18 protein-coding genes are annotated in these 21,042 nt (G+C 63.2%); 9 read left to right on the forward strand and 9 right to left on the reverse strand.

The window, feature by feature from the left end; genetic code table 11:
• The first annotated feature begins 136 nt into the window (after nucleotides 1-136).
• The 7 genes from choW to ade all read left to right on the forward strand — a co-directional run bounded on the left by choW (nucleotide 137) and on the right by ade (nucleotide 7,355).
• Nucleotides 137-982 carry a choline ABC transporter permease subunit gene (gene choW, locus SJ05684_RS11685; protein ID WP_034851569.1) on the forward strand — a complete coding sequence of 282 codons (846 nt, stop codon included), beginning with the start codon at nucleotides 137-139 and terminating at the stop codon, nucleotides 980-982.
• A complete protein-coding gene (choV, locus tag SJ05684_RS11690; RefSeq protein ID WP_034851572.1) occupies nucleotides 979-2,025 on the forward strand; it encodes a choline ABC transporter ATP-binding protein in 1,047 nt (348 codons plus the stop codon). Before choW ends, choV begins: the two co-directional genes overlap by 4 nt.
• Before the next feature lie 89 nt (nucleotides 2,026-2,114).
• Nucleotides 2,115-2,858: a HugZ family pyridoxamine 5'-phosphate oxidase gene (locus SJ05684_RS11695; protein ID WP_034851646.1), complete on the forward strand. Its 744-nt coding sequence runs from the start codon at nucleotides 2,115-2,117 to the stop codon at nucleotides 2,856-2,858.
• Nucleotides 2,859-2,974: 116 nt separating this feature from the next.
• Complete coding sequence (locus SJ05684_RS11700; protein ID WP_034851574.1) at nucleotides 2,975-3,319, forward strand: ArsR/SmtB family transcription factor; 345 nt, start codon at nucleotides 2,975-2,977, stop codon at nucleotides 3,317-3,319.
• Between the two features lie 200 nt (nucleotides 3,320-3,519).
• Nucleotides 3,520-4,056: an ATP-binding protein gene (locus tag SJ05684_RS11705; protein ID WP_034851577.1), complete on the forward strand. Its 537-nt coding sequence runs from the start codon at nucleotides 3,520-3,522 to the stop codon at nucleotides 4,054-4,056.
• A gap of 189 nt (nucleotides 4,057-4,245) precedes the next feature.
• Entirely contained in the window at nucleotides 4,246-5,574 is a 1,329-nt protein-coding gene (gene aptA / locus SJ05684_RS11710) for an omega-aminotransferase AptA (protein ID WP_034851578.1), read from the forward strand.
• 83 nt (nucleotides 5,575-5,657) lie between these two features.
• Nucleotides 5,658-7,355, forward strand: a complete 1,698-nt coding sequence (ade, locus tag SJ05684_RS11715) for an adenine deaminase (protein WP_034851579.1) — start codon at nucleotides 5,658-5,660, stop codon at nucleotides 7,353-7,355.
• Between the two features lie 87 nt (nucleotides 7,356-7,442).
• On the opposite strand, the gene bglA is transcribed toward ade, so the two are convergent.
• Nucleotides 7,443-9,089, reverse strand: coding sequence for a beta-galactosidase BglA (gene bglA, locus SJ05684_RS11720; RefSeq protein WP_034851581.1), 1,647 nt, complete (start codon nucleotides 9,087-9,089; stop codon nucleotides 7,443-7,445).
• Nucleotides 9,090-9,231: 142 nt separating this feature from the next.
• On the opposite strand from bglA, the gene SJ05684_RS11725 reads away from it, so the two are divergent.
• Complete coding sequence (locus tag SJ05684_RS11725) at nucleotides 9,232-10,155, forward strand: sugar kinase (RefSeq protein WP_034851582.1); 924 nt, start codon at nucleotides 9,232-9,234, stop codon at nucleotides 10,153-10,155.
• A gap of 32 nt (nucleotides 10,156-10,187) precedes the next feature.
• Here SJ05684_RS11725 and der read toward each other — a convergent pair whose 3' ends face one another.
• From der to SJ05684_RS11740, 3 genes are all read right to left on the reverse strand, one after another.
• A complete protein-coding gene (der, locus tag SJ05684_RS11730) occupies nucleotides 10,188-11,621 on the reverse strand; it encodes a ribosome biogenesis GTPase Der (RefSeq protein WP_034851584.1) in 1,434 nt (477 codons plus the stop codon).
• A 10-nt stretch (nucleotides 11,622-11,631) separates the two neighbouring features.
• Nucleotides 11,632-12,300: a tetratricopeptide repeat protein gene (locus SJ05684_RS11735; protein ID WP_034851647.1), complete on the reverse strand. Its 669-nt coding sequence runs from the start codon at nucleotides 12,298-12,300 to the stop codon at nucleotides 11,632-11,634.
• 237 nt (nucleotides 12,301-12,537) lie between these two features.
• Nucleotides 12,538-13,125, reverse strand: coding sequence for an NnrU family protein (locus tag SJ05684_RS11740; protein ID WP_034851585.1), 588 nt, complete (start codon nucleotides 13,123-13,125; stop codon nucleotides 12,538-12,540).
• 184 nt (nucleotides 13,126-13,309) lie between these two features.
• On the opposite strand from SJ05684_RS11740, the gene SJ05684_RS11745 reads away from it, so the two are divergent.
• Complete coding sequence (locus SJ05684_RS11745) at nucleotides 13,310-14,308, forward strand: polysaccharide deacetylase family protein (RefSeq protein ID WP_034851587.1); 999 nt, start codon at nucleotides 13,310-13,312, stop codon at nucleotides 14,306-14,308.
• A gap of 12 nt (nucleotides 14,309-14,320) precedes the next feature.
• On the opposite strand, the gene bacA is transcribed toward SJ05684_RS11745, so the two are convergent.
• The 5 genes from bacA to glpK all read right to left on the reverse strand — a co-directional run bounded on the left by bacA (nucleotide 14,321) and on the right by glpK (nucleotide 20,739).
• Nucleotides 14,321-15,583, reverse strand: a complete 1,263-nt coding sequence (gene bacA, locus SJ05684_RS11750; protein ID WP_034851589.1) for a bacteroid development protein BacA — start codon at nucleotides 15,581-15,583, stop codon at nucleotides 14,321-14,323.
• A 129-nt stretch (nucleotides 15,584-15,712) separates the two neighbouring features.
• On the reverse strand, nucleotides 15,713-16,846 hold the full coding sequence (locus tag SJ05684_RS11755; protein WP_244426592.1) for a YbfB/YjiJ family MFS transporter: 1,134 nt from the start codon (nucleotides 16,844-16,846) through the stop codon (nucleotides 15,713-15,715).
• 242 nt (nucleotides 16,847-17,088) lie between these two features.
• A complete protein-coding gene (gene map / locus SJ05684_RS11760; RefSeq protein WP_034851591.1) occupies nucleotides 17,089-17,838 on the reverse strand; it encodes a type I methionyl aminopeptidase in 750 nt (249 codons plus the stop codon).
• 72 nt (nucleotides 17,839-17,910) lie between these two features.
• Nucleotides 17,911-18,957 (reverse strand): LLM class flavin-dependent oxidoreductase, encoded by a 1,047-nt coding sequence (locus SJ05684_RS11765; RefSeq protein ID WP_034851600.1) that lies wholly within the window; start codon nucleotides 18,955-18,957, stop codon nucleotides 17,911-17,913.
• Nucleotides 18,958-19,245: 288 nt separating this feature from the next.
• Nucleotides 19,246-20,739 (reverse strand): glycerol kinase GlpK, encoded by a 1,494-nt coding sequence (gene glpK / locus SJ05684_RS11770; protein ID WP_034851602.1) that lies wholly within the window; start codon nucleotides 20,737-20,739, stop codon nucleotides 19,246-19,248.
• Between the last annotated feature and the right edge of the window lie 303 nt (nucleotides 20,740-21,042).

A 21,042-nucleotide genomic window follows, 5' to 3' on the forward strand; every position in this document is an offset into this window, starting at 1 on the left:
CACACGTCCTGAAGACGTGCATAAGGGTGTAGACGCGTGCCGCATGTTTCCGGAACCGGCAACATGCGGCTGCAGCCTGCCCTTTCCACGGCTTCATGCGATTCTGTTCGACCCCTGACAAGAGGGATTCAATCCCGTGGAATTCCTATCCGACAATCCCATCCCGATCGGCGGCTGGGCTAAGGCCTTTGTCGACTGGCTGACAACCAATTTCGAGCTGTTCTTCGACCAACTCGCAAACTTCCTGTCGGCAATCATCTCCATATTGCTCTACATCCTCCAGACGCCGCACCCTTTCGTGGTCATCGCGATCGTGACCGCGCTTGCCTGGTGGTTCCGCCGCTCGATCGGCATCGCGGCCTTCACCTGTCTTGGCCTGTTGCTGATCATCAACCAGGGATACTGGAAGGAAACCACCGAGACGCTGGCGCTGGTGCTCGCGGCAACCTTCGTCAGCATGGCCGTTGGCATCCCGCTCGGCATCGCCGCGGCGCGGCGCGCCTGGGTCTATGCCTTCATGCGCCCGATCCTCGATCTCATGCAGACGATTCCCACCTTCGTCTACCTGATCCCGGCGCTGATCCTCTTCGGCCTCGGCATGGTGCCGGGCCTGATCGCCACCGTCATCTTCGCCGTTCCCGCACCGATCCGCCTCACCCGTCTCGGCATCATCTCGACGCCGCCCGCGTTGGTCGAGGCCGCCGAATCCTTCGGCGCCACGCCCTGGCAGGTGCTGCGCAAGGTGGAACTGCCCTTTGCAATGCCGCAGATCATGGCCGGCCTTACCCAGACGATCATGCTCTCGCTTTCGATGGTGGTCATCGCCGCGCTGGTCGGCGCCAACGGCCTTGGCGTGCCCGTCCTCAGGGCGCTGAACACGGTCAATATCGCCCGGGGCTTCGAGTCCGGTCTCTGCATCGTCATCCTCGCAATCGTTCTCGATCGTCTGTTTCGCTCATCCGATGAAGGAGAAGGCGCATGACGGACGCCGTCGTTTTCAAGAATGTCGACATCATCTTCGGCAAGAACCCGCAGGCGGCGCTCGAAATGGTCGACCAGGGGAAAAGCCGGGACGAGATCGGCGCGGCCTCCGGCCATGTGCTCGGCGTCGCCGGGGCCTCGCTGTCGATCCACGAAGGCGAGATCCTCGTGCTGATGGGTCTCTCCGGCTCCGGCAAGTCGACGCTGCTTCGCGCGGTCAACGGTCTTGCCCCCGTCGTGCGCGGCGAAGTCGAGGTCAGGACGGCGGGCGGCTCGCTCAATCCCTATCGCTGCAATGCCAAGGCGCTTCGCGACTTCCGCATGCACACCGTCTCGATGGTGTTCCAGCAGTTCGCGCTTCTGCCCTGGCGTACGGTGGCCGACAACGTCGGCTTCGGCCTCGAACTCGCCGGCGTTCCGGATGCCGAACGCAAGAAGCGCGTCGGCGAGCAGCTCGAACTCGTCAATCTCAGCAAGTGGGCGGACCGCAAGGTGAACGAGCTTTCGGGCGGCATGCAGCAGCGCGTCGGCCTCGCCCGTGCCTTTGCGACGGGCGCGCCCATCCTGCTGATGGACGAGCCGTTCTCGGCGCTCGATCCGCTGATCCGCACGCGCCTGCAGGATGAGCTGCTCGAGTTCCAGCGGCGGCTGAAGAAGACGATCATCTTCGTCAGCCACGACCTCGACGAGGCCTTCCGCATCGGCAATCGCATCGCCATCATGGAGGGCGGGCGGATCATCCAGTGCGGCACCCCGCAGGCAATCGTGAAGAATCCGGCAAACCAATATGTGGCCGACTTCGTCCAGCACATGAATCCGATCAGCATGTTGACTGCGAAGGACGTGATGCAGAGCGGCGTCGATCGCTCGACCGGCGCGGGGGTGACGGCCACCGCCAAGCCCACGACACCGCTCGTCGACATTCTCGACGCCATGTCGCGCCAGCCGGGCAGTATCGGCGTCGTCGACAACGGCGCGGTCGTTGGAACCATCGATGCGCAGGATATCGTCCAAGGACTGACCCGCCATCGCAGCAAGGAATGACGCCGGCAAGGCCATGCGTTCGAAAAGGCCTGGAGCTCACGCTCCGGGCCTTTTATTTTCGACAGGCACCGAACGCAAAGGAGGCGACCATGAGCGACAAACCCAATGTCCTGCGTGAGACCGATGACGAGGCGCGCAAGCTCGCCCGTGTCCTGCTCCGGTCGGCGAGGAGCGGAGCGCTCGCGGTGATCGAGCCCCAGAGCGGCGGCTTTCCTTTCGTCAGCCGCGTGCTGCTCGGCACCGACGTCGACGGCGCGCCGGTGGTTCTGGTCTCGCGTCTGTCGACCCATACCCAGGCGCTGCTCGCTGACGACCGCGCATCTCTCTTGACGGGCGAAGCCGGCAAGGGTGATCCGCTCGCCCATCCGCGCCTGACCGTGCAATGCGCAGCCGAAGAGATCCGGCGCGGTTCGGACGACCACGAACGCATCCGCGAACGCTTCCTGAGGCGCCACCCGAAAGCCGGCCTCTATATCGACTTTCCGGATTTCGGCTTTTTCCGCCTGGCGCCGCAGCGCGCGAGCCTTAATGGCGGCTTTGGCCGCGCCTATGCGCTGACAGCTGACGATCTCGCCATCGATTCGCCGGCGATCGCCGCGCTTGCGGAGATGGAGGCGAGCGCCATCGACCACATGAATGCCGACCATGGCGAAGCGGTGAAACACTACGCGAAGGTTCACTGCCGGGCATCCGATGGCGACTGGAAGCTCGTTGGAATCGATGCCGCGGGCCTCGATCTCGCCGATGGCGAGGCGCTGAAACGCCTCGAATTCGAGACGCCCATCCAAAATGCGGCCGAGTTGCAACCTGTCCTGAAAAAACTTTACCGTTAAGTGGCACTTAGCTACCCCCATTTCTTGCAGTGGGTGGTTGCCCTTTCATGCATCACGGCTAATTATCGTGCTTCGTCAAACATAACTACGTGTGATGTGATCGCATGGAGCACGCAATGCAGCCTCTCTCGCCTGAAAAACACGAGGAAGCCGAAACAGCAGCCGGTTTTCTTTCTGCCATGGCAAATCCGAAACGCCTGCTCATCCTCGACTCCCTGGTCAAGGAAGAGATGGCAGTGGGCGCATTGGCCAACAAGGTCGGACTGAGTCAGTCTGCCCTTTCTCAGCATCTTTCGAAACTGCGGGCACAGAATCTGGTCAGCACCCGCCGGGACGCGCAGACGATCTACTACTCGAGCTCTTCCGACGCTGTCATGAAGATCCTGGGCGCGCTTGACGAGATCTATGGCGAAGACACCCACGCCGTCGACGAAAAGCCGCTGATCCGCAAATCGGCGTAACCTCCCGAAACGCCACTAGCTGAACGAAGTCCCCGACAAGCCCCACGAGCACTCGGGGGCTTTGTTTTTGCGGGGGTTGCCCGCAGTTCATTGAGAAATCCACGCCCAAGCCAAAGATTTATTGGACGCGCCACTCCGCCCGTGCCGGCTTTCCGGCGCATTGCTGACTGTGGCGGGGTTCTGTGCTAAATGGTCGCGTCATGAATCATGCGGGTGAAGTTCTCATACTCACCGGTTCGCCCGGGTCTGGAAAAACCACGACAGCGCAGGCGCTTGCCATAGGACCTGGGTCATCGAAGGTTCATCTTCACTGCGACGACTTCTGGCGTTTCATCAAGAACGGAGCGATCCCGCCCTATCTGCCTGAAGCTCATGAGCAAAACATCGTTGTCCTCGACGCTTTGACGAAGGTGGCCGCAACCTATGCCGACGGTGGTTATTTTGTCATTGTAGACGGCATTGTCGGACCATGGTTCCTGGAACCATTCAGAAAAATCACGGCGCCGCTCCATTACGTCGTTCTACGTCCACCGCTCGATGTCGCCATCCGGCGCTGCCAGGAGCGTGGTGGAGACACGTTGACCGACCCCGGTCCCATTGCGGCGCTCCATCAACAGCTTTCATCGCTGGGCCCGCTTGAGCGGCATGTCTTGTCAACCGATGGGCACACTCGGGAAGACACTCTGATCGCGGTGCTCGAGGCCGTGAACAGCGGACGGTTCCGCTTGCTGACATGAAAAATTGGCGACGTCAGACGACCCCCAGGAGCGCTTCGCCTCGGAAATTGCAGGATGCGTGGTGCGAGACGCGTGGGCTCTCAGGCTTGACGCCCATAGGCGCGCTGATAGTTTGACCAACGGGTAAAAAATTCGGCCGGCCAGCCGCCTTAGCTACCGGCACTCAAGATCCGCCGAGGAGAACAGTACATGTCGAACCGCCTGAACACCGCGCCGAACGACCTCGGCGCCTTCTGGATGCCGTTCACCGCCAACCGGCAATTCAAGAAAGAGCCGCGCCTCTTCGTCGGCGCCAAGGACATGTACTACACGACCCATGATGGGCGGACGGTTCTGGATGGAACCGCGGGGCTCTGGTGCGTCAATGCCGGCCATTGTCGGCCGAAGATCACCGAGGCCATTCGTGAGCAGGCGGGCGAGCTCGACTATGCGCCGGCCTTCCAGCTCGGCCACCCGAAAGCCTTCGAACTCGCCAACCGCCTCGTCGATATCGCCCCCGAGGGGCTCGACCACGTTCTCTACACCAATTCCGGTTCGGAATCGGTCGACACCGCGCTCAAGGTGGCCCTCGCCTATCACCGCGCCAAGGGCCAGGGCTCGCGCTTCCGCCTCATCGGCCGCGAGCGCGGCTATCACGGCGTCAATTTCGGCGGCATTTCCGTCGGCGGCATCGTTGCCAACCGCAAGATGTTCGGCACGCTTTTGACCGGCGTCGACCATCTTCCGCACACGCACCTGCCTGGCAAGAACGCCTTCACCCGCGGAGAGCCCGAACACGGCGCCGATCTCGCGAGCGAGCTGGAGCGCATCGTCACCCTGCACGACCCATCGACGATCGCCGCCGTCATCGTCGAGCCGGTTGCCGGTTCCACCGGCGTGCTCATCCCGCCGAAGGGCTATCTTCAGAAACTGCGCGAGATCTGCACGAAACACGGCATCCTGTTGATCTTCGATGAGGTCATCACCGGCTTCGGCCGACTCGGCACGCCCTTCGCCGCACAATATTTCGACGTCAAGCCCGACATCATCACCACCGCCAAGGGGCTCACCAACGGCGTGATCCCGATGGGCGCGGTCTTCGTCACATCCGAGATCCACGATGCCTTCATGACCGGGCCGGAGCACCTGATCGAGTTCTTCCACGGCTATACCTATTCGGGCAACCCGATCGCTTCTGCCGCGGCGCTCGGCACGCTCGACACCTACAGGGAAGAAGGGTTGCTGACGCGCGCCGCCGAACTCGCCCCCTATTGGGAAGAGGCCCTGCATTCGCTCAAGGACTGCCCGCATGTCATTGATATCCGCAATATCGGACTGATCGGCGCGATCGAACTCGAGCCGATCGCCGGCGAGCCGACGAAGCGCGCTTTCTCGGCCTTCCTGAAGGCCTATGAGAAAGGCCTTCTGATCCGAACGACCGGCGACATCATCGCGCTGTCGCCACCGCTGATCATCGAAAAGCAGCAGATCGACGAATTGTTCGACAAGCTGCGCGACGTCCTGGAGAACAATATCTGAAATCCGCTCGCAATCTCTGGCCCTTTCCCCGCCCGTGGGGAGAGGGTTATTGTTATGAATTGCAACAGAAAACGGAGAAGGCCATGTCCGAGACGCTGGAACGGTTGATCGATCAGGGCGTCGGCCGCAATCCGGCGGACATTGTGCTCAAGGGCGGACAGTTTTTCGACCTCGTCACCGGCGAACTGATCGCCTCGGACATCGCCCTCTCAGGCGACCGCATTGTCGGCACCTGCGGCGATTATCACGGCTTGGAGGAGATCGACATCTCCGGCCGCATCGTCGTTCCCGGCTTCATCGACACGCACCTGCACATCGAATCATCGCTCGTGACACCGCATGAATTCGACCGCTGCGTCCTGCCGCTCGGCATCACCACGTCGATCTGCGATCCGCATGAAATCGCCAACGTGCTCGGCACCGAAGGCATCCAGTTCTTCCTGGATTCGGCGCTGGAAACCATCATGGACATCCGCGTCCAGCTTTCCTCCTGCGTGCCGGCCACCCACCTCGAAACCTCCGGCGCCGACCTGCCGGTCGAGCGGCTCCTGCCTTTCCGCCAGCATCCGAAGGTGATCGGCCTCGCGGAGTTCATGAATTTCCCCGGCGTGATCCACAAGGATCCGGTCTGCCTCGCCAAGCTCGACGCCTTCCAGGGTGGCCACATCGACGGGCATGCGCCGCTCCTCCGCGGCAATGAACTGAATGGTTACCTCGCAACCGGCATCCGCACCGATCACGAATGCACGAGCGCGGAAGAGGCGCTGGAAAAGGTTCGCAAGGGCATGCACATCCTCGTGCGCGAGGGCTCCGTCTCCAAGGACCTGCACGCCTTGATGCCGATCATCACCGAACGTCTGTCGCCCTATCTGGCGCTTTGCACGGATGATCGCAACCCGCTCGACATCGCCGAACAGGGCCATCTCGACCATATGATCCGCACGGCGATCGCCGCAGGCGTCGAACCTCTGGCCATCTATCGCGCCGCCTCGATATCGGCCGCGCGCGCCTTTGGGCTCAGGGACCGCGGCCTTGTCGCACCCGGTTGGCGCGCCGACCTCGTCGTCGTCGACAGCCTTGAGAATTGCCGTGCCGAGATCGTCTTTGCCAGTGGCCGCCGGGTCACCGAACAGCTCTTCGCGCGACGCAGACCGGTCGAGCCGGTCGGGCTCGACAGCGTCAAGGCGGGCGAGGTCAAGGCAGCCGACTTCGCGATGCCTTACATCGAAGGCGAGACCTCAGTGATCGGCGTGCTGCCCGGCAAGATCATCACCGAACACCGCCGCTACCGTCTGCCCGCCGAGGGCAACCAAACTGGTGTCGACCTCGGCCGCGACATCATCAAGGTCGCCGTCATCGAGCGCCACGGCCTCAACGGCAATCACGCCAATGGCTTCGTCCAGGGCTTCGGACTGAAAAAAGGCGCGATCGCCTCCACCGTCGGCCATGACAGCCACAATATCTGCGTCGTCGGTGTCAATGACGAGGACATGGCGCTCGCCGCCAACCGCCTCGGCGAGATCAAAGGCGGCTTCGTCGTTGTCGAGGATGGGAAAGTCACCGGCGAGATCTCTCTCCCGGTTGCCGGCCTGATGAGTCTCGAACCCTATGAGCGGGTGCGCGACATCCTCCATCACCTGCGCCAGGCCGCCTTCGCGCTGGGGGCGACGCTCGAAGAACCGTTCCTGCAGCTCGCTTTCCTGCCGCTTCCCGTGATCCCGCATCTGAAGATCTCCGACCGGGGGCTGGTGGACGTCGACAAGTTTGCGCTGATCGGGTGAGTTGTCCGCTGGCTCTGGCAGCATCAGCCTTGCCCCGGCCTGCTCCGGCTTTTCTCCTCGTCGCCGTCCTACAGCGCCGCGCGTCCGCTACCGCAAACGTCCGCAAAACGCATCGAGCCCGTCGAGCATAATCACATTGTCCGAAATCTCGGGGGCAAAGCCCGGCATCGGCAGCGCCTCCGCGACGGTGGTGGCCGACGAGAGATGGACCTCTTGCGGTTCCGTCGTCAGGTTGAATACGAACAGCAGCCGTTCGCCGTCCTTCTCCCGCACGAAAGCCAGTACGTCCCGATTGGACGCCAGGATAGACATTTCGCCGTCGATCAGCGCCCCATGCGCACGCCGGAAGGCCAACGTTCGACGGTAGTGTTCGAGCACCGATCCGGCGACACCCTCCTGCGAATCCACCGCCAGCAGGCGCTGTTCGTCTCTTACCGGCAGCCAGGGAATGCCGGACGAAAAGCCGCCGGTTGGATGCTTCCTTTCCCAGACCATCGGCGTGCGGCACCCGTCGCGGCCTTTGAAAGCCGGCCAGAAGCGGATGCCGTAGGGATCTCGCAGTTCCTCGAGCGCCAGTTCCGCCTCCGGCAGGCCCAGTTCCTCACCCTGATAGAGGCAGATCGAGCCGCGCAGGGTTGCAAGCACTGAGATGGCGAGCCTGGCCAGTCGCTCGCGATCGGCACCCGGAAGCGCAAAACGGCTGACATGCCGCATCACGTCATGATTGGAGAGGGCCCAGCACACCCAGCCATCGGTGACCGTCGCCTGGGAACTCTCCACACAGCGGCGAATGTGGCTCGCCGTGAAAGCCGGCCCGAGGAGGTCGAACGTGTAGCACATATTCAGCTTGTCGCTGCCGCTCGTATAGGCGGCAACCGTCTTCAATGACCGGGCGCCATCGCCCACCTCGCCCACGGTCGCACGGCCGCCATACTCGTCGAGCAGCGCCCGCAGGCGACGCAGGAAGGCGATGTTTTCCGGACGGCTCTTGTCGTAGAGATGGTTCTGCATGCCGTAGGGATTGACGTCCGGAGCATCCCTGCTCGTCGCATCGGGATCCGGCACGAGCGGCGGGTTGTCCCGCAACTGATCGTCGTGGAAGTAGTAGTTCACCGTGTCGAGCCGGAACCCGTCGACACCGCGTTCGAGCCAGAAACGAACTGTCGAAAGCAGCGCCTCCTGTACCTCGAGATTGTGGAAATTGAGATCCGGCTGCGACGTCAGGAAATTGTGCAGGTAATATTGCCTGCGCACACCGTCCCATTCCCAGGCCGGGCCGCCAAAGACCGAAAGCCAGTTATTCGGCGCCGCACCATCCGGCTTCGGGTCAGCCCAGACATACCAATCCGCTTTGGCATTGGTCCTGCTCGAGCGGCTTTCGACGAACCACGGATGCCGGTCCGAAGTGTGGGAGATCACCTGGTCGATGATGACCTTCAGCCCGAGCCGATGCGCCTCCGCCAGCATTTCATCGAAGTCGTCGAGCGTGCCGAACATCGGATCGACGTCGCAATAGTCCGAGACGTCATAGCCCATATCCGCCTGCGGCGACGTGAAAAAGGGCGAGAGCCATATTGCGTCGACGCCGAGCGAGGCGATGTGGGAAAGCCGCCGGGTAACGCCGCGCAGATCGCCGACGCCGTCGCCGTCCGTGTCCTGAAAGGAACGCGGATAGACCTGGTAGATCACCGCGCCGCGCCACCAGTCGTCGCCCTGCCTCGCCTCGATCGCCATGCGCCTTCCTTTCATTCCGCAACTCCTTCTGAGATGTATCGCCCGGCACCGTCCGAGTAAACGGCGCTGGCAACATTCGCTTGCCCAAGCCGCAGCGCTTCGCTAACCCATTGGGCGCGAGCAACCGGCAGGGGAGGAGTTTATGGCAGGCACGATGCTTTCGATCGGCGAATGCATGGTCGAACTGATGCAGGCGGAAGGCGACATGTTGCGCAAGGGTTATGCCGGCGACAGCTTCAACACCGCCTATTATGCCCGGCTCTTTGCTCCGACGGACTGGGCGGTGGACTATTTCACCGCCGTCGGCACCGATGCGGTCTCGGACGAAATGCTCGCCTTCATGGAAAGCACCGGCATCGACACGTCGCATATCGCCCGGATCGAGAGCCGCATGCCCGGCCTCTACATGATCCACCTGAGAGAGGGCGAGCGCAGCTTCTCCTATTGGCGTTCCACCTCCGCCGCCAAGCTGCTTGCCGAGGACCCGAATAGGCTCAGGACGGCTATCGAGGCCGCGGACATTGCATTCTTCTCCGGCATCACGCTGGCGATCCTCTCGCCCGGCGCGGGCGAGACGCTGCTTTCCGAACTGCGTCGCGCGAAAGCCAGCGGCAGGCGCGTCGTCTTCGATCCGAATATCCGCCCGCGCCTATGGGACGACGCGACCCGGATGCTCACCACCCTCGAGGCCGGCGCCCGGGCGGCGACGATGGTGCTGCCGAGCTTTGACGACGAGACGATGCATTTCGGCGACGCGTCCGTTGGCGCGACGATTGACCGCTACCGCGCGCTTGGCGTCGAGGAGATAGCCGTGAAGGACGGCGGCAAAGGCGTCACGCTGCAGTTTGAAGGTGAACGCCTGCATGTGCCGGCAGTACCTGTCTCGCGGATCGTCGACACCACCAGCGCCGGCGACAGTTTCAACGGTTCGTTCCTCGCCCGCCTCGCTGCCGGTGACAGTCCCGCCGATGCCGCCGCCTTCGCCGCCCGTGTCGCCGCCGCCGTCATCGGCCATCACGGGGCGCTGGTTGCACGGCAGACGCTGGCGGCCGAGGGTATCGCTTAGCGCGGGGCAATCTTCCCGCTCACTCGCAAGCCTCACCGCCTCTTGCGCGCCTTCGACTCATAGGGATTGTCCGACGCGCGGAAATGGACGCGGATCGGCACGCCTGGCATGTCGAAATCCTTGCGCAGGCCGTTGACGAGATAGCGGACATAGGATTCCGGAACCGCCTCCGGACGGGTGCAGGAGATCATGAAGCCCGGCGGGCGGGCCTTCACCTGGGTCATGTATTTGAGCTTGAGCCGACGGCCGGAGACAGCCGGCGGCGGGTGCTGCACCTGTTGCGTTTCCAGCCAGCGGTTGAGGCGCGCCGTCGAAATACGGCGGTTCCAGACCTTGTCCGTCTCGATGATCGCCTGCATCAGCCGCTCGAGGCCGTAACCGGTATGCCCGGATATCGGCACCGCGCGGATGCCGCGAGCTTGCGGCAGCAGCCGCTCCGTCTTTTCGCGCAGGTCCGCGAGCACCGCCTGCCAGTCCTCGACCAGATCCCATTTGTTGAAGGCGAGTACCGCCGCACGTCCCTCGCGCAGCACCAGGTCGACGATCTGCAGGTCCTGCTTCTCGAAGGGAATGGTCGCATCGAAGACGATGACGACCGTTTCGGCAAAGCGGATCGCGCGTAGCGCATCGGCTACGGAGAGCTTTTCGAGTTTCTCCTGAACCTTCGCCTTGCGGCGCATGCCTGCCGTGTCGAACATCTTGATCGTGCGGCCCCGCCATTGCCACTCGACCGAAATCGAATCTCGGGTAATCCCCGCCTCCGGGCCGGTCAGGAGCCGGTCTTCGCCGAGAAAGCGGTTGATCAGCGTCGACTTGCCCGCATTCGGGCGGCCGACGATCGCGACGCGCAGGGGCTTGGTTTCGTCATAGGCGGACTCGGCCTCTTCGCCCTCCGCCCCCTCGCCCACCTCGGCCGGCCGGACATCGACATCGGTCACGGCGACGTCTTCGGCCGGTGGAAAGGCTCTCTCCTCGCCGAGCGCTGCGACAATCGCGTCGCGCAGGTCCAGCATGCCCTGGCCGTGCTCTGCCGAGATCGGACAAGGTTCGCCAAGGCCGAGCGTGAAGGCATCGTAGAAGCCGCCCTCGGATCCGCGGGCCTCGGCCTTGTTGGCCACGACGATGACCGGTTTGCCGCGCCGGCGCAGCATTTCGGCAAGCGTCTCGTCGGCCGGCGTCAGGCCGGCTTTGGCGTCGATGATGAAGAGCGACAGGTCGGCCTCGTCGATCGCTGCCTCGGTCTGCGCCCACATGCGCCCCTGCAGGCTATCGGGGTCGGATTGCTCGAGGCCGGCCGTATCGATGATGCGGAACCTCAGGTCGACGAGCTTGGCGTCGCCCGGACGGCGGTCGCGCGTGACCCCCGGCGTGTCGTCGACAAGCGCCAGCTTCTTGCCAACCAGCCGGTTGAATAGGGTGGACTTGCCGACATTGGGGCGCCCGACGATGGCGACGGTGAAACTCATTCTGAATGCCTCAAGCCTTGCCGCTGGCCCCGATCACGTCGAGCAGCATCTGCGCCCGGTTCGCGACGCCGCGCGGGCTCTCCGTATCCTCGGCGATCTGCTGGAACCAGCTCTTCGCCTTGGCGTAGTCGCCCGCCTTGTAAGCGGCAAGTCCGAGCGCCTCGCGCGCGGAATGGCGCATGGCGTTCTGCGGCACCGCCAGTTGTTCGACCTCGGCCGAGACCTGTTCATAGGTTCCCGCGTCGATCAGCAGATAGGCCGCGCGCAGCCGCGCTGCATCGCGCAGCGCCGCCGGAATCCGGCTGTCCTTGCCGATTTCGGTAAACGCGGCGATCGCCGCGTCGGTTTCCCCCTTCTCGGCCTCAAGCGTCGCCGCGCGCAGACGGGCAAGCACCGGATACGAGCCATAGCCTTCCTGCTCAAGCCTCGTCAGCGCGGCCAGCGCTTCATCGGACTTGTTTTCCTTGGCAAGGTCGAGGGCGACCAGGAAGGCGTCGCCGGATTCCGACGAAGAGCTATCCTGCCAATAGTCGTAGCCGACCTTGCCGATGGTGCCGAGGATGATCAAGGCGGCGACCGCGATGATGATCCCTCCGAACCGCGTCCAGATCGCCTTCATCTGGTCCGAACGGAGTTCTTCATTGACCTCGCGGATAAAGCTGTCGTCTTGGTTCGCCATGTCCTGTTCCGGCTGCCCGGCCTTCACTCTATCGCATCGGCCCGAAAATCTGACCCGATTTTCGGAAAGTACGATGCGCAGTTTCAAAGAGTTACAGCGACCTTTGTGCGTCCGAGGGCGCACGACGCCGTAAGATTGGGTCTGGAGCGGGAACGCCGCGCATCTTTCTCGGTGCTGCCCCAGGAATTCTGCGCCTTCTACCCGATTTTGCGCCGCTTGTAAGGGGGAGAACGTGATTTACGCGACGACGAGCGGGGCGACGCCGATCACCAACTCGTGCAGCTTCCAGACGATGACGCCAAAAAGCGCCGCCCCGATCACCGCCGCCGCAAGATCGTAGCTGTAGGAGACGAAGCGGGGATAGGCGATCTCGCCTGCCCGCCACCGTCTCTTCATCGAGACGCGCATGATAACGCCCCAGGCGAGAAAGGAGCCGAAAAGCAGGACGGACGCCGTTTCGCCATTGGCAAGCAAGTGCGCGAGCGCCCAGATCTTGACTGCCAGGATAGCCGGGTGCCTGGTCGCCACGCGGATCTTGCCGGGCGGCAGGAAGGCGGCCACCAGACAGATGCAGGCGACCAGCATCAGTGTCAGTGCGGCATGCGCCATGAAGACGGGCGGCGTGTAGAGCATACCGGTGGTCGTGCGCGCCTGAGCGAAGCCGATCGTGATCAGCGCCAGGCCGACAAGCGCGAGGATCGCGTGGATCGCGTGCCAGGTTCCGATCCCGCGCTGCTTGATCACCGCAATGCGGATCGCAGGCGCGACGCTGCGCACCAGATGGATGCCGAGAAAAATCACAATGCCCAGGACCAGAAGTGCCATGTCTCCCCCGTTTTGCTTTGAACTCGGGCGACAGACCGCCCTTCGCCCCGTTTACCGTACGTTTACCATCGCATAGCGGGACCGCCTGCGAAATTCCAGCCGGATCAAAGGATTGCCGCATTGTTGCACAAGGAGGCAGCGAACAAATCGTCGCAGCCACTGATTCTCCCAAGAAGCCTTCCAGATGATCCGCAAGCTCCTCACGCTCCCCGTCTGCCTTTTTCCCGCCCTTGCCGTCGCGGCGCCGCCGGCCGCACCGGCAAAGGACAAGCAACTGGTGATCGTCTCCTTCGACGGCGCCCATGACAACGTGCTTTGGGAGAAGAGCCTCGCGCTTGCGAAACGGCGCGGCGCGCAATTCACCTATTTCCTCTCCTGCACCTTTCTGATGACGAAGGCAGACGGAAAGGAGAGCTACAAGGCGCCGGGCCAGAGACGGGGCCGCTCGAATGTCGGTTATGCCCAGGATAGAGACGAGATCGCCGTTCGCGCCGGCCATATCTGGCGGGCGCATCTCGAAGGACACGACATCGGCAGCCATGCCTGCGGTCACTTCGACGGCAAGGGTTGGAGCGAGGCCGACTGGAAGCAGGAATTCTCCTCCTTCCGCACGGCGCTCGTCGACGCCTGGAAGAGGGCCGGCAAGCCGGAGGCCGAGCCGGAAGGATGGGCGGACTTCGCCCGGACCGGAATTACCGGCTTTCGCGCGCCTTACCTATCCTTGAGCGACGGCCTGATGCCGGCGATAAAGGCCTTCGGCTTCACCTACGATGCCAGCCTCGTCACCAAAGGCCCCGCTTGGCCCCAGGCCACGGACGGGCTACCCCGCTTCGGCCTGCCGCTCATCCCCGAAGGGCCTTCCCGCCGGCCGGTAATCGGCATGGACTACAATCTCTTCGTCCGCCATTCCATGGGGATCGAAAACAAGAAGGACAGCGCCCGTTTCGAAGAACGCACGCTGGAAGCCTATCGCAACGCCTTCGCCAAGGAATATGACGGCGAGCGCATCCCGCTGCAGCTCGGGTTCCATTTCGTCGAGATGAACGGTGGCGCCTATTGGCGCGCCCTCGACCGTTTCCTGGCCGAAGTCTGCGGCAAGCCGGATGTCGCCTGCGTCAGCTACACGCAGGCTCTGCCCATGATCGAGAGCGCCGGGAAGAAGGCGGACGGCTCCGCCTTCTGACGGATGGCGCGATCAGAGCGCCATCTCCTCCTTGCCACCGGCCTCGATGAACTCCTGATCGATCTCCGGCAGCGGCTCATGATAGAGGATCGCTTCGAAGGCGCGCAGACGCTTATAGATCGACAGGAGCTCGACGATCGTTGTCCAGGAATTGACGAGATACTGGAACGATTCGCGCACCTGTCCGAAGACGTTCAAAATCTGGGTCATCACGCCGAGCGTCAGCTTGCCTGCCACGATCGCAGGCACCAGCACGAATGTACCGTATAGGTTGTCGGCCTGCAGGTAAAAGATGCGCGCGATGTTGAAATACATGTAATGGAAATAGAGGCGGAAATAGTTCCTCCTGACGTTCTGGAACAGCTCCCCAAGCGTCAGCGGATCGGCGCGATCCGCGTGGTCTTCGCCGTAGACCAGTTCCTTACGATACGCCGCCTCAACCCGCTGGTTACGGAACTCGAGGCCCGGCAGCTTGATGCCGACCAAGGCAAGGAAAACGGTCCCAAAAATCGACCAGCTGATCGCCGCCCACACCAGCGCATGGGGCACCTCACCGACGACCGGCAGTACATTGACCTGCTCCGAGAACTTGAACAGCACCGGGAGGAAGGCAATCAGCGTCATGACGGAACTGACGAGGCCGACACCCAGCCGCTCGACCGTCGACGAGAAGCGCATCGTGTCTTCCTGCACGCGCTGAGACGCCCCTTCGACGTGGCGCAGCTTCGGCCAATGCGAGACGTAGAACTCGTTCATGGCGGTCCGCCAGCGGAAGATGTAATGACTGACGAAGAAGAGGTTGAGCACGCCGACCGTCACCGCCACGAATGCGATTCCGGCGAAGCCGAGCATGCCGGTATAGAGCTGCTCCGCCGTGACGGGTGCCGTCTTCGCCAGCGCCTGCTGGATCAGGTTGTAGAACGGGCCGTACCAGGCGTTGATTGCGACGCTGACTTGGACCGAAAAATAGGTGTTGAAGATGATCAGCGCTGAACCGAGAATCGACCAATATTGCCACCTGTGCGGCGCGTAGGCGAACCAGAAGCCGGCGAACAGGGCTACGACGGCCAGATAGTAGATGTAGAACCAAAGGAATGGGGCCGACCAGAAAACCGAAACGCCGATGACCGGCTCCACACCCTCGGGAAGCGGCGGCAGCCCGAACACTGCACCGAGATCACGCCCAGCGCTATACCAGCCGAGGATGGCGACGAGCGACCATATCACGGCCGAGATGAAGAACAGCTTCGGTTTGGGGAAGAAGGATTCGAACAAGGGACGGCACTCACGTTTTTCTCGGAGGTCTACGACTTGCCTCCTGATGCGCCGAAACTAGGGCAATTTGCCCGCGTCAACAATTCGGCAATGCGAATGTTACCGTTATTTCATGAGAGCGCCGCGAGATCATGGATGCGGTGCGGCGAGCGCGGCGTTGATTCCGCGCCGCTCCAGCACCACGACGCCACCGCACACCAGCAGCACAAAGGCGGCTACCAATGTCGGCAGCGTGAAGCTTCCGGTCCATTCGGCCAGCCAGCCGGCCGCCAGAGGCCCTATGATCTGCCCCACGCCGAAGGTGGCGGTCATGAAAGCGAGTGCCCGGCGCGGGCTCTCGGGGGCGAGGCGGCGGCCGATCTGAAGGCCGTAGGCCGTGATCATCATAAAGGTGAGGCCCAACATCAGACCGCCCACGAGCGGTGCCAAGGATCCGGGCAAAGACACGGCCAGGACAAGGCCGGCCGCCTCGACGAGAAGCCCGATGGCATATACGCCCGCCAGACCGAAGCGCGGCACGGCGAAACGCCAGAGCTGCACCGACAATGCGGCACTGGCGCCCGTCAGCAGCCAAGCCAGGAATTCCCCCCCGCCCGCCTCGCGCGCCATGGCGACGAGAAAGGTGGCGGTAATCACATAGCCGAATCCGAAGAAGCCGTAGGTGAGCGTCACCACCGTGAGCGGTCTCGTCCAGAAAAGCGGCGCCTCCGGCCGTCCCGCCTCCGTTGCCGTGCCACTCTCCGGCAACAGAACCGCAACGAGAGCGGTGCCCGCAAGCGCAACGAGAGCGCCGGCAAACCAGTGTCCGTGCGAGTCGGAAAGATCGCCGACACCGGCAAGCGGCGCCGTCCAGACAACAATCGAGGACAGGGCGATGCCGAACCCGACACCGCCGAAATGGACCGACGCCACATGCTCCGATCTCGCGCGCAGGCCCTCCCCCAGCACGATCCCTGATACGAAGACCATGGCGAAGGCGCTTGCGAGGCCCGCAAGGAAGCGGATGAGGCCAAAGGCGAGCACAGACGCGGCAAATCCCATGACGCCAAGCAGCAGTGCCGTAGCCGCCAAGGCGGCCACGCCGATTCTGCGTTCGTGGCCGTTGGCCCAGCCATAGGCCGCCAGTACGGCACCGGCCAGATAGCCGACGAAATTCGCCGAGGCGATCAGCCCGGCCTCCGCGGGTGAAAGCCCCGCATCCGCCATCATGGCCGGCAGGATCGGCGTATAGGAGAACCGGCCGAAGCCCATCGCCACCGCCATCGCGGTGGCGCCGGCAATGGCGGTCGCAAGGAGGCTTCCGCTCGAAACAGCGTGCAGGCTGGCAGACGGCAAATCTTCCGTATGCTCCCTTGGGTGCGGATCGTTTCCTTCGACGACGGTGTCGCCGGGTCGCCTGCCGTCGCGGTCCGGCACTCCCTGGAGCGTGCTCATTGCTTCTTATTGCACCGCAACAGCAAAGCAACAAATCAGAATATTTGAAGGAACGATCTGCTTCGGCAAACTCAACCCGGCAGCGTCACCACTAGCGGACCACCGCGGGCGACGACGACCGTATGTTCGTATTGCACCGTCGGTGCGCGCGGTTCGCTGTAGAGGGTCCAGTCGTCGTCTCCGCCCTCGGCCCAATGCGCCCCCATCGACAGAAACGGCTCCACCGTAAAGACCATGCCTTCGCTCATCCGTCGCCGCTCCGAAGGGTCGGGCCAGGTGGCGATTTCGCCGGGCTCCTCGTGGAGCGAGCGGCCAATGCCGTGGCTTGCGAGATTGGTGACGAGCGAATAGCGGTTCTTGCGCGCGAATTCGCCAATGGCATTGCCGATGGCCGCAAGCGGCTGGTTCGGCCGCACCTGCTTGAGACCCACCCACATGGCGCGCCTGCCGTCGCGGCAGAGGCGGTCGATCGCAGCCGTCACCGGCGGCACAGGGAACGACGCGCCCGTATCGGCGAAGATGCCGTCCTTTTCGGCAGAGACATCGATATTGACGAGATCGCCCGCCTGGATCACCCGGCTGCCAGGAATGCCGTGGGCGATTTCCTCGTTGACACTGATGCAGGTCGCGCCCGGAAAACGGTAGCAGAGCTCCGGCGCCGAGCGCGCCCCCGCATCCTCCAGCACCTTGCGGCCGATGGCATCGAGCTCCGCGGTCGTTATGCCCGGCTCGAGTGCGTCGCCCATCGCCTGGAGCGCATTGGCGCAGATGCGGCCGATTTCCTTCAGCCGTTCGAGGTCTTCGTCGTTGTTGAGGGTCATGGTGTCTCGCTTTCGCCGGCACATTTAGCGTACCGGCGGGGCTTATGCCAGTTCCCCGACTGCGTCGTCCCTTCAGTCGCCGACCGCCTCCTCCGCCAGCATCTCCCGGACAAGCGGGGCCACCTTGGTGCCGTAGAGTTCGATGCCGCGCATGATCTGGTCGTGCGGCATGAGCCCGATCGCCATCTGCAGGAGGAAGCGATCGTTGCGGAAGAGCCGCTGATGAACGACGATCTTCCGGGCAACCGTCTCCGGATCGCCGATGAAGAGGTTGCCGGTCGGGCTCCGTGCCTGCTCGTATTGCGCACGGCTCGTCGGCCCCCAGCCACGTTCGCGGCCGATACGGTCCATCACCTCGGCCTGGGGGCCGTAGAACTGATCGGCCGCCGTCTCCGTCGTGTCGGCGATGAAGCCATGTACATTGATGCTCGTCTTCAGCTTCGAGACATCCTGCGCGGCGCGGCGGGCGGCCTCGCGATAGAGGTCGAAGAGCGGTGCGAAACGCCGCGGCTCGCCTCCGATGATGGCAAGCGCCATCGGCAGCCCGAGGGCGCCGGCACGCGCAACCGACTGCGGCGTACCGCCGACGGCGATCCAGAGCGGCAACGGATCCTGCAGCGGCCGCGGATAGACGCCGCGGTCGTTGATCGCCGGCCGTATCTCGCCAGTCCAGGTGACCTTCTCGGTCTCCCGGAGCTTGAGCAGGAGATCCAGCTTCTCGGCGAAGAGCTGGTCGTAATCATCGAGCGACTGGCCGAAGAGCGGGAAGGATTCGATGAAGGAGCCGCGCCCGGCCATGATCTCGGCGCGGCCATTGGAAAGGAGGTCGAGGGTCGCGTACTGCTGAAAGACGCGCACCGGGTCATCCGAACTCAGCACCGTCACTGCACTCGTCAGCCGGATGCGGCTGGTGCGCGCCGCGGCCGCCGCAAGCACCACCGCCGGTGCGGAGACCGCGTAATCCGGCCGGTGATGCTCGCCAAGTCCGAAGACGTCGAGCCCCACCTGGTCGGCAAGCTCGATCTCCTCGATGAGATTGGCAAGCCGGCGGCGCCCTTCGGCGCCCTTGTCGGCGGCATTCAGATCGACATCCGCGAATGTGTAAAGCCCGAGTTCCATGGCAGCATCCTGTTTGCTCTGCGCGATGAGATAGTCAGTTGGCGCTCAGGCCGCAAAGGCGCGTTCAGGAAACACTCTGTTTCCGACGGAGCATGAAGTTTCCGCCCCTCATCCGGCCTGCCGGCCACCTTCTCCCCGCAAGCGGGCGAAGGAGACTCGCGGCACGCTCCCAGTCCCCAACGGCGGCTATCTTTGACTCAGTGAAGGCGACGCCGCAAACTCCAAGTCCCTCGCCCCGCGTGTGGGGAGAGGGGAGAGGGTATAGGGTGAGGGGCAAAGCGGCACTCTCTACGCTGCCACCAGCGTCCGCTTGACGGCGCTCCGCCAGCCTTTCAACTTGCCCTTGCGGGTTGGCCCGTCCATCTTCGGCTCGAAGCGTCGGTCACGGGCCCAGGACTTGGCGAATTCCTGCCTGTCCGGCCAGACGCCGGCGCGGCTGCCGGCGAGCCAGGCGACACCGAGCGCGGTGGTCTCGAGGATCACCGGCCGGTCGACCGGCGCATCGAGCAGGTCGGCCAGTCTCTGCATCGTCCAGTCGGAAGCGACCATGCCGCCGTCGACGCGCAGCACCGTTTCCTTGCTGTTGCTGCGCCAATCCCGATGCATGGCATCGAGCAGGTCGCGAGTCTGGTAGCAGACGGATTCCAGCGCCGCACGGGCGAACTCGGCGGGCCCTGTATTGCGCGTCATTCCGTAGATCGCCCCGCGGGCATCCGGGTCCCAATGCGGTGCACCGAGGCCGGTGAAGGCCGGCACGAGATAGACGTCCTGGGAGGGATCGGCACTTTCGGCAAGCGTGCCCGTGTCCGGCGCCGCCTTGATGACCTTGAGCCCGTCGCGCAGCCATTGCACCGCTGCTCCGGCGACGAAGATCGAACCTTCGAGCGCATAGGTGGTCTCACCACCGAGGCGATAGGCGATCGTCGTGAGCAGGCGGTTCTTCGAGCGGACGATGTCCTTGCCGGTATTGAGCAGGGCGAAGCAGCCGGTGCCGTAGGTCGACTTGAGCATGCCGGGTTCGAAGCAGGCCTGGCCGATCGTCGCCGCCTGCTGATCGCCCGCAACGCCGAGTATCGGAATCGCGGCACCGAAGAGCGTAGGATCAGCGACCCCAAAATCGGCAGCGCAATCCTTCACCTCCGGGAGCATCGACCGCGGAATGCGCAGGATCGCGAGCAATTCGTCGTCCCAGGCATTGTCGACGATGTTGTAGATCAGGGTACGCGAAGCATTGGTCGCATCGGTAACGAAGGATTGGCCGCCGGTCAGCCGCCAGATGAGGAAGGTGTCGATGGTGCCGAAGCAGAGCTCGCCCTTCGCGGCGCGCGCCTGCGCCCCCTTCACATTGGAAAGGAGCCAGTTGAGCTTGGTCCCGGAGAAATAGGGATCGAGCAAAAGGCCGGTCTTCCTGGCGAAGGTCTTTTCCAGCCCTTTCTTCTTGAGCTTGTCGCAGAAGGCCGCAGTGCGACGGTCCTGCCAGACGATCGCATTGTGGATCGGCCTGCCGGTTTCGCGGTCCCACACGACCGCCGTCTCACGCTGGTTGGTGATTCCGATCGCCGCGATATCGCTTGCGGAAATGCCGGCCTGCGCGATCGCCTGCTTGACGGTGAAAATCACCGTCTGCCAGATCTCCTCCGGATCATGCTCCACCCAGCCCGACTTCGGGAAGTACTGCGTGAATTCCTTCTGGCCGACGCCGGCGATCTTCTGCGCGCCGTCGAAAACAATCGCGCGGCTCGAGGTCGTACCTTGATCGATAGCAAGAATATATCCGCCCATATGCCCCTCCTCGGCACGCGATGTTTCAAGAACAGGACGTGGGCGACACCCCGCCCGGCTCTGCTCATCCTGTCTTTTCGCCCTTCCTCAAAGGCATTCGAAAGAGTTCAATACGATGAAAAAACGAATGTCAAACGAAAACAAAACGCAACTCCATTCTGTTTCGCATCTGCCCCGACTCTGCTTTGCGGGGTCGAAAAACACAATTGTCACCGGCGCGCTTTTGCGCGTAGGCTTAAGATCTTGCATTGCAAAACGAACGACGGGCGAGACGGACCATCGCGACGCCGAGGGAGAGATCGA

This window comes from Sinorhizobium sojae CCBAU 05684 (assembly GCF_002288525.1).
Taxonomy (GTDB): domain Bacteria; phylum Pseudomonadota; class Alphaproteobacteria; order Rhizobiales; family Rhizobiaceae; genus Sinorhizobium; species Sinorhizobium sojae.

Coding starts and splice junctions, on each gene's coding strand:
- choV (WP_034851572.1), top strand. CDS start 979: ATGACGGACGCCGTCGTTTTCAAGAATGTCGACATCATCTTCGGCAAG.
- SJ05684_RS11695 (WP_034851646.1), top strand. CDS start 2,115: ATGAGCGACAAACCCAATGTCCTGCGTGAGACCGATGACGAGGCGCGC.
- SJ05684_RS11700 (WP_034851574.1), top strand. CDS start 2,975: ATGCAGCCTCTCTCGCCTGAAAAACACGAGGAAGCCGAAACAGCAGCC.
- SJ05684_RS11705 (WP_034851577.1), top strand. CDS start 3,520: ATGAATCATGCGGGTGAAGTTCTCATACTCACCGGTTCGCCCGGGTCT.
- aptA (WP_034851578.1), top strand. CDS start 4,246: ATGTCGAACCGCCTGAACACCGCGCCGAACGACCTCGGCGCCTTCTGG.
- ade (WP_034851579.1), top strand. CDS start 5,658: ATGTCCGAGACGCTGGAACGGTTGATCGATCAGGGCGTCGGCCGCAAT.
- bglA (WP_034851581.1), bottom strand. CDS start 9,089: ATGGCGATCGAGGCGAGGCAGGGCGACGACTGGTGGCGCGGCGCGGTG.
- SJ05684_RS11725 (WP_034851582.1), top strand. CDS start 9,232: ATGGCAGGCACGATGCTTTCGATCGGCGAATGCATGGTCGAACTGATG.
- der (WP_034851584.1), bottom strand. CDS start 11,621: ATGAGTTTCACCGTCGCCATCGTCGGGCGCCCCAATGTCGGCAAGTCC.
- SJ05684_RS11735 (WP_034851647.1), bottom strand. CDS start 12,300: ATGGCGAACCAAGACGACAGCTTTATCCGCGAGGTCAATGAAGAACTC.
- SJ05684_RS11740 (WP_034851585.1), bottom strand. CDS start 13,125: ATGGCACTTCTGGTCCTGGGCATTGTGATTTTTCTCGGCATCCATCTG.
- SJ05684_RS11745 (WP_034851587.1), top strand. CDS start 13,310: ATGATCCGCAAGCTCCTCACGCTCCCCGTCTGCCTTTTTCCCGCCCTT.
- SJ05684_RS11755 (WP_244426592.1), bottom strand. CDS start 16,846: ATGGCGGTGGCGATGGGCTTCGGCCGGTTCTCCTATACGCCGATCCTG.
- map (WP_034851591.1), bottom strand. CDS start 17,838: ATGACCCTCAACAACGACGAAGACCTCGAACGGCTGAAGGAAATCGGC.
- SJ05684_RS11765 (WP_034851600.1), bottom strand. CDS start 18,957: ATGGAACTCGGGCTTTACACATTCGCGGATGTCGATCTGAATGCCGCC.
- glpK (WP_034851602.1), bottom strand. CDS start 20,739: ATGGGCGGATATATTCTTGCTATCGATCAAGGTACGACCTCGAGCCGC.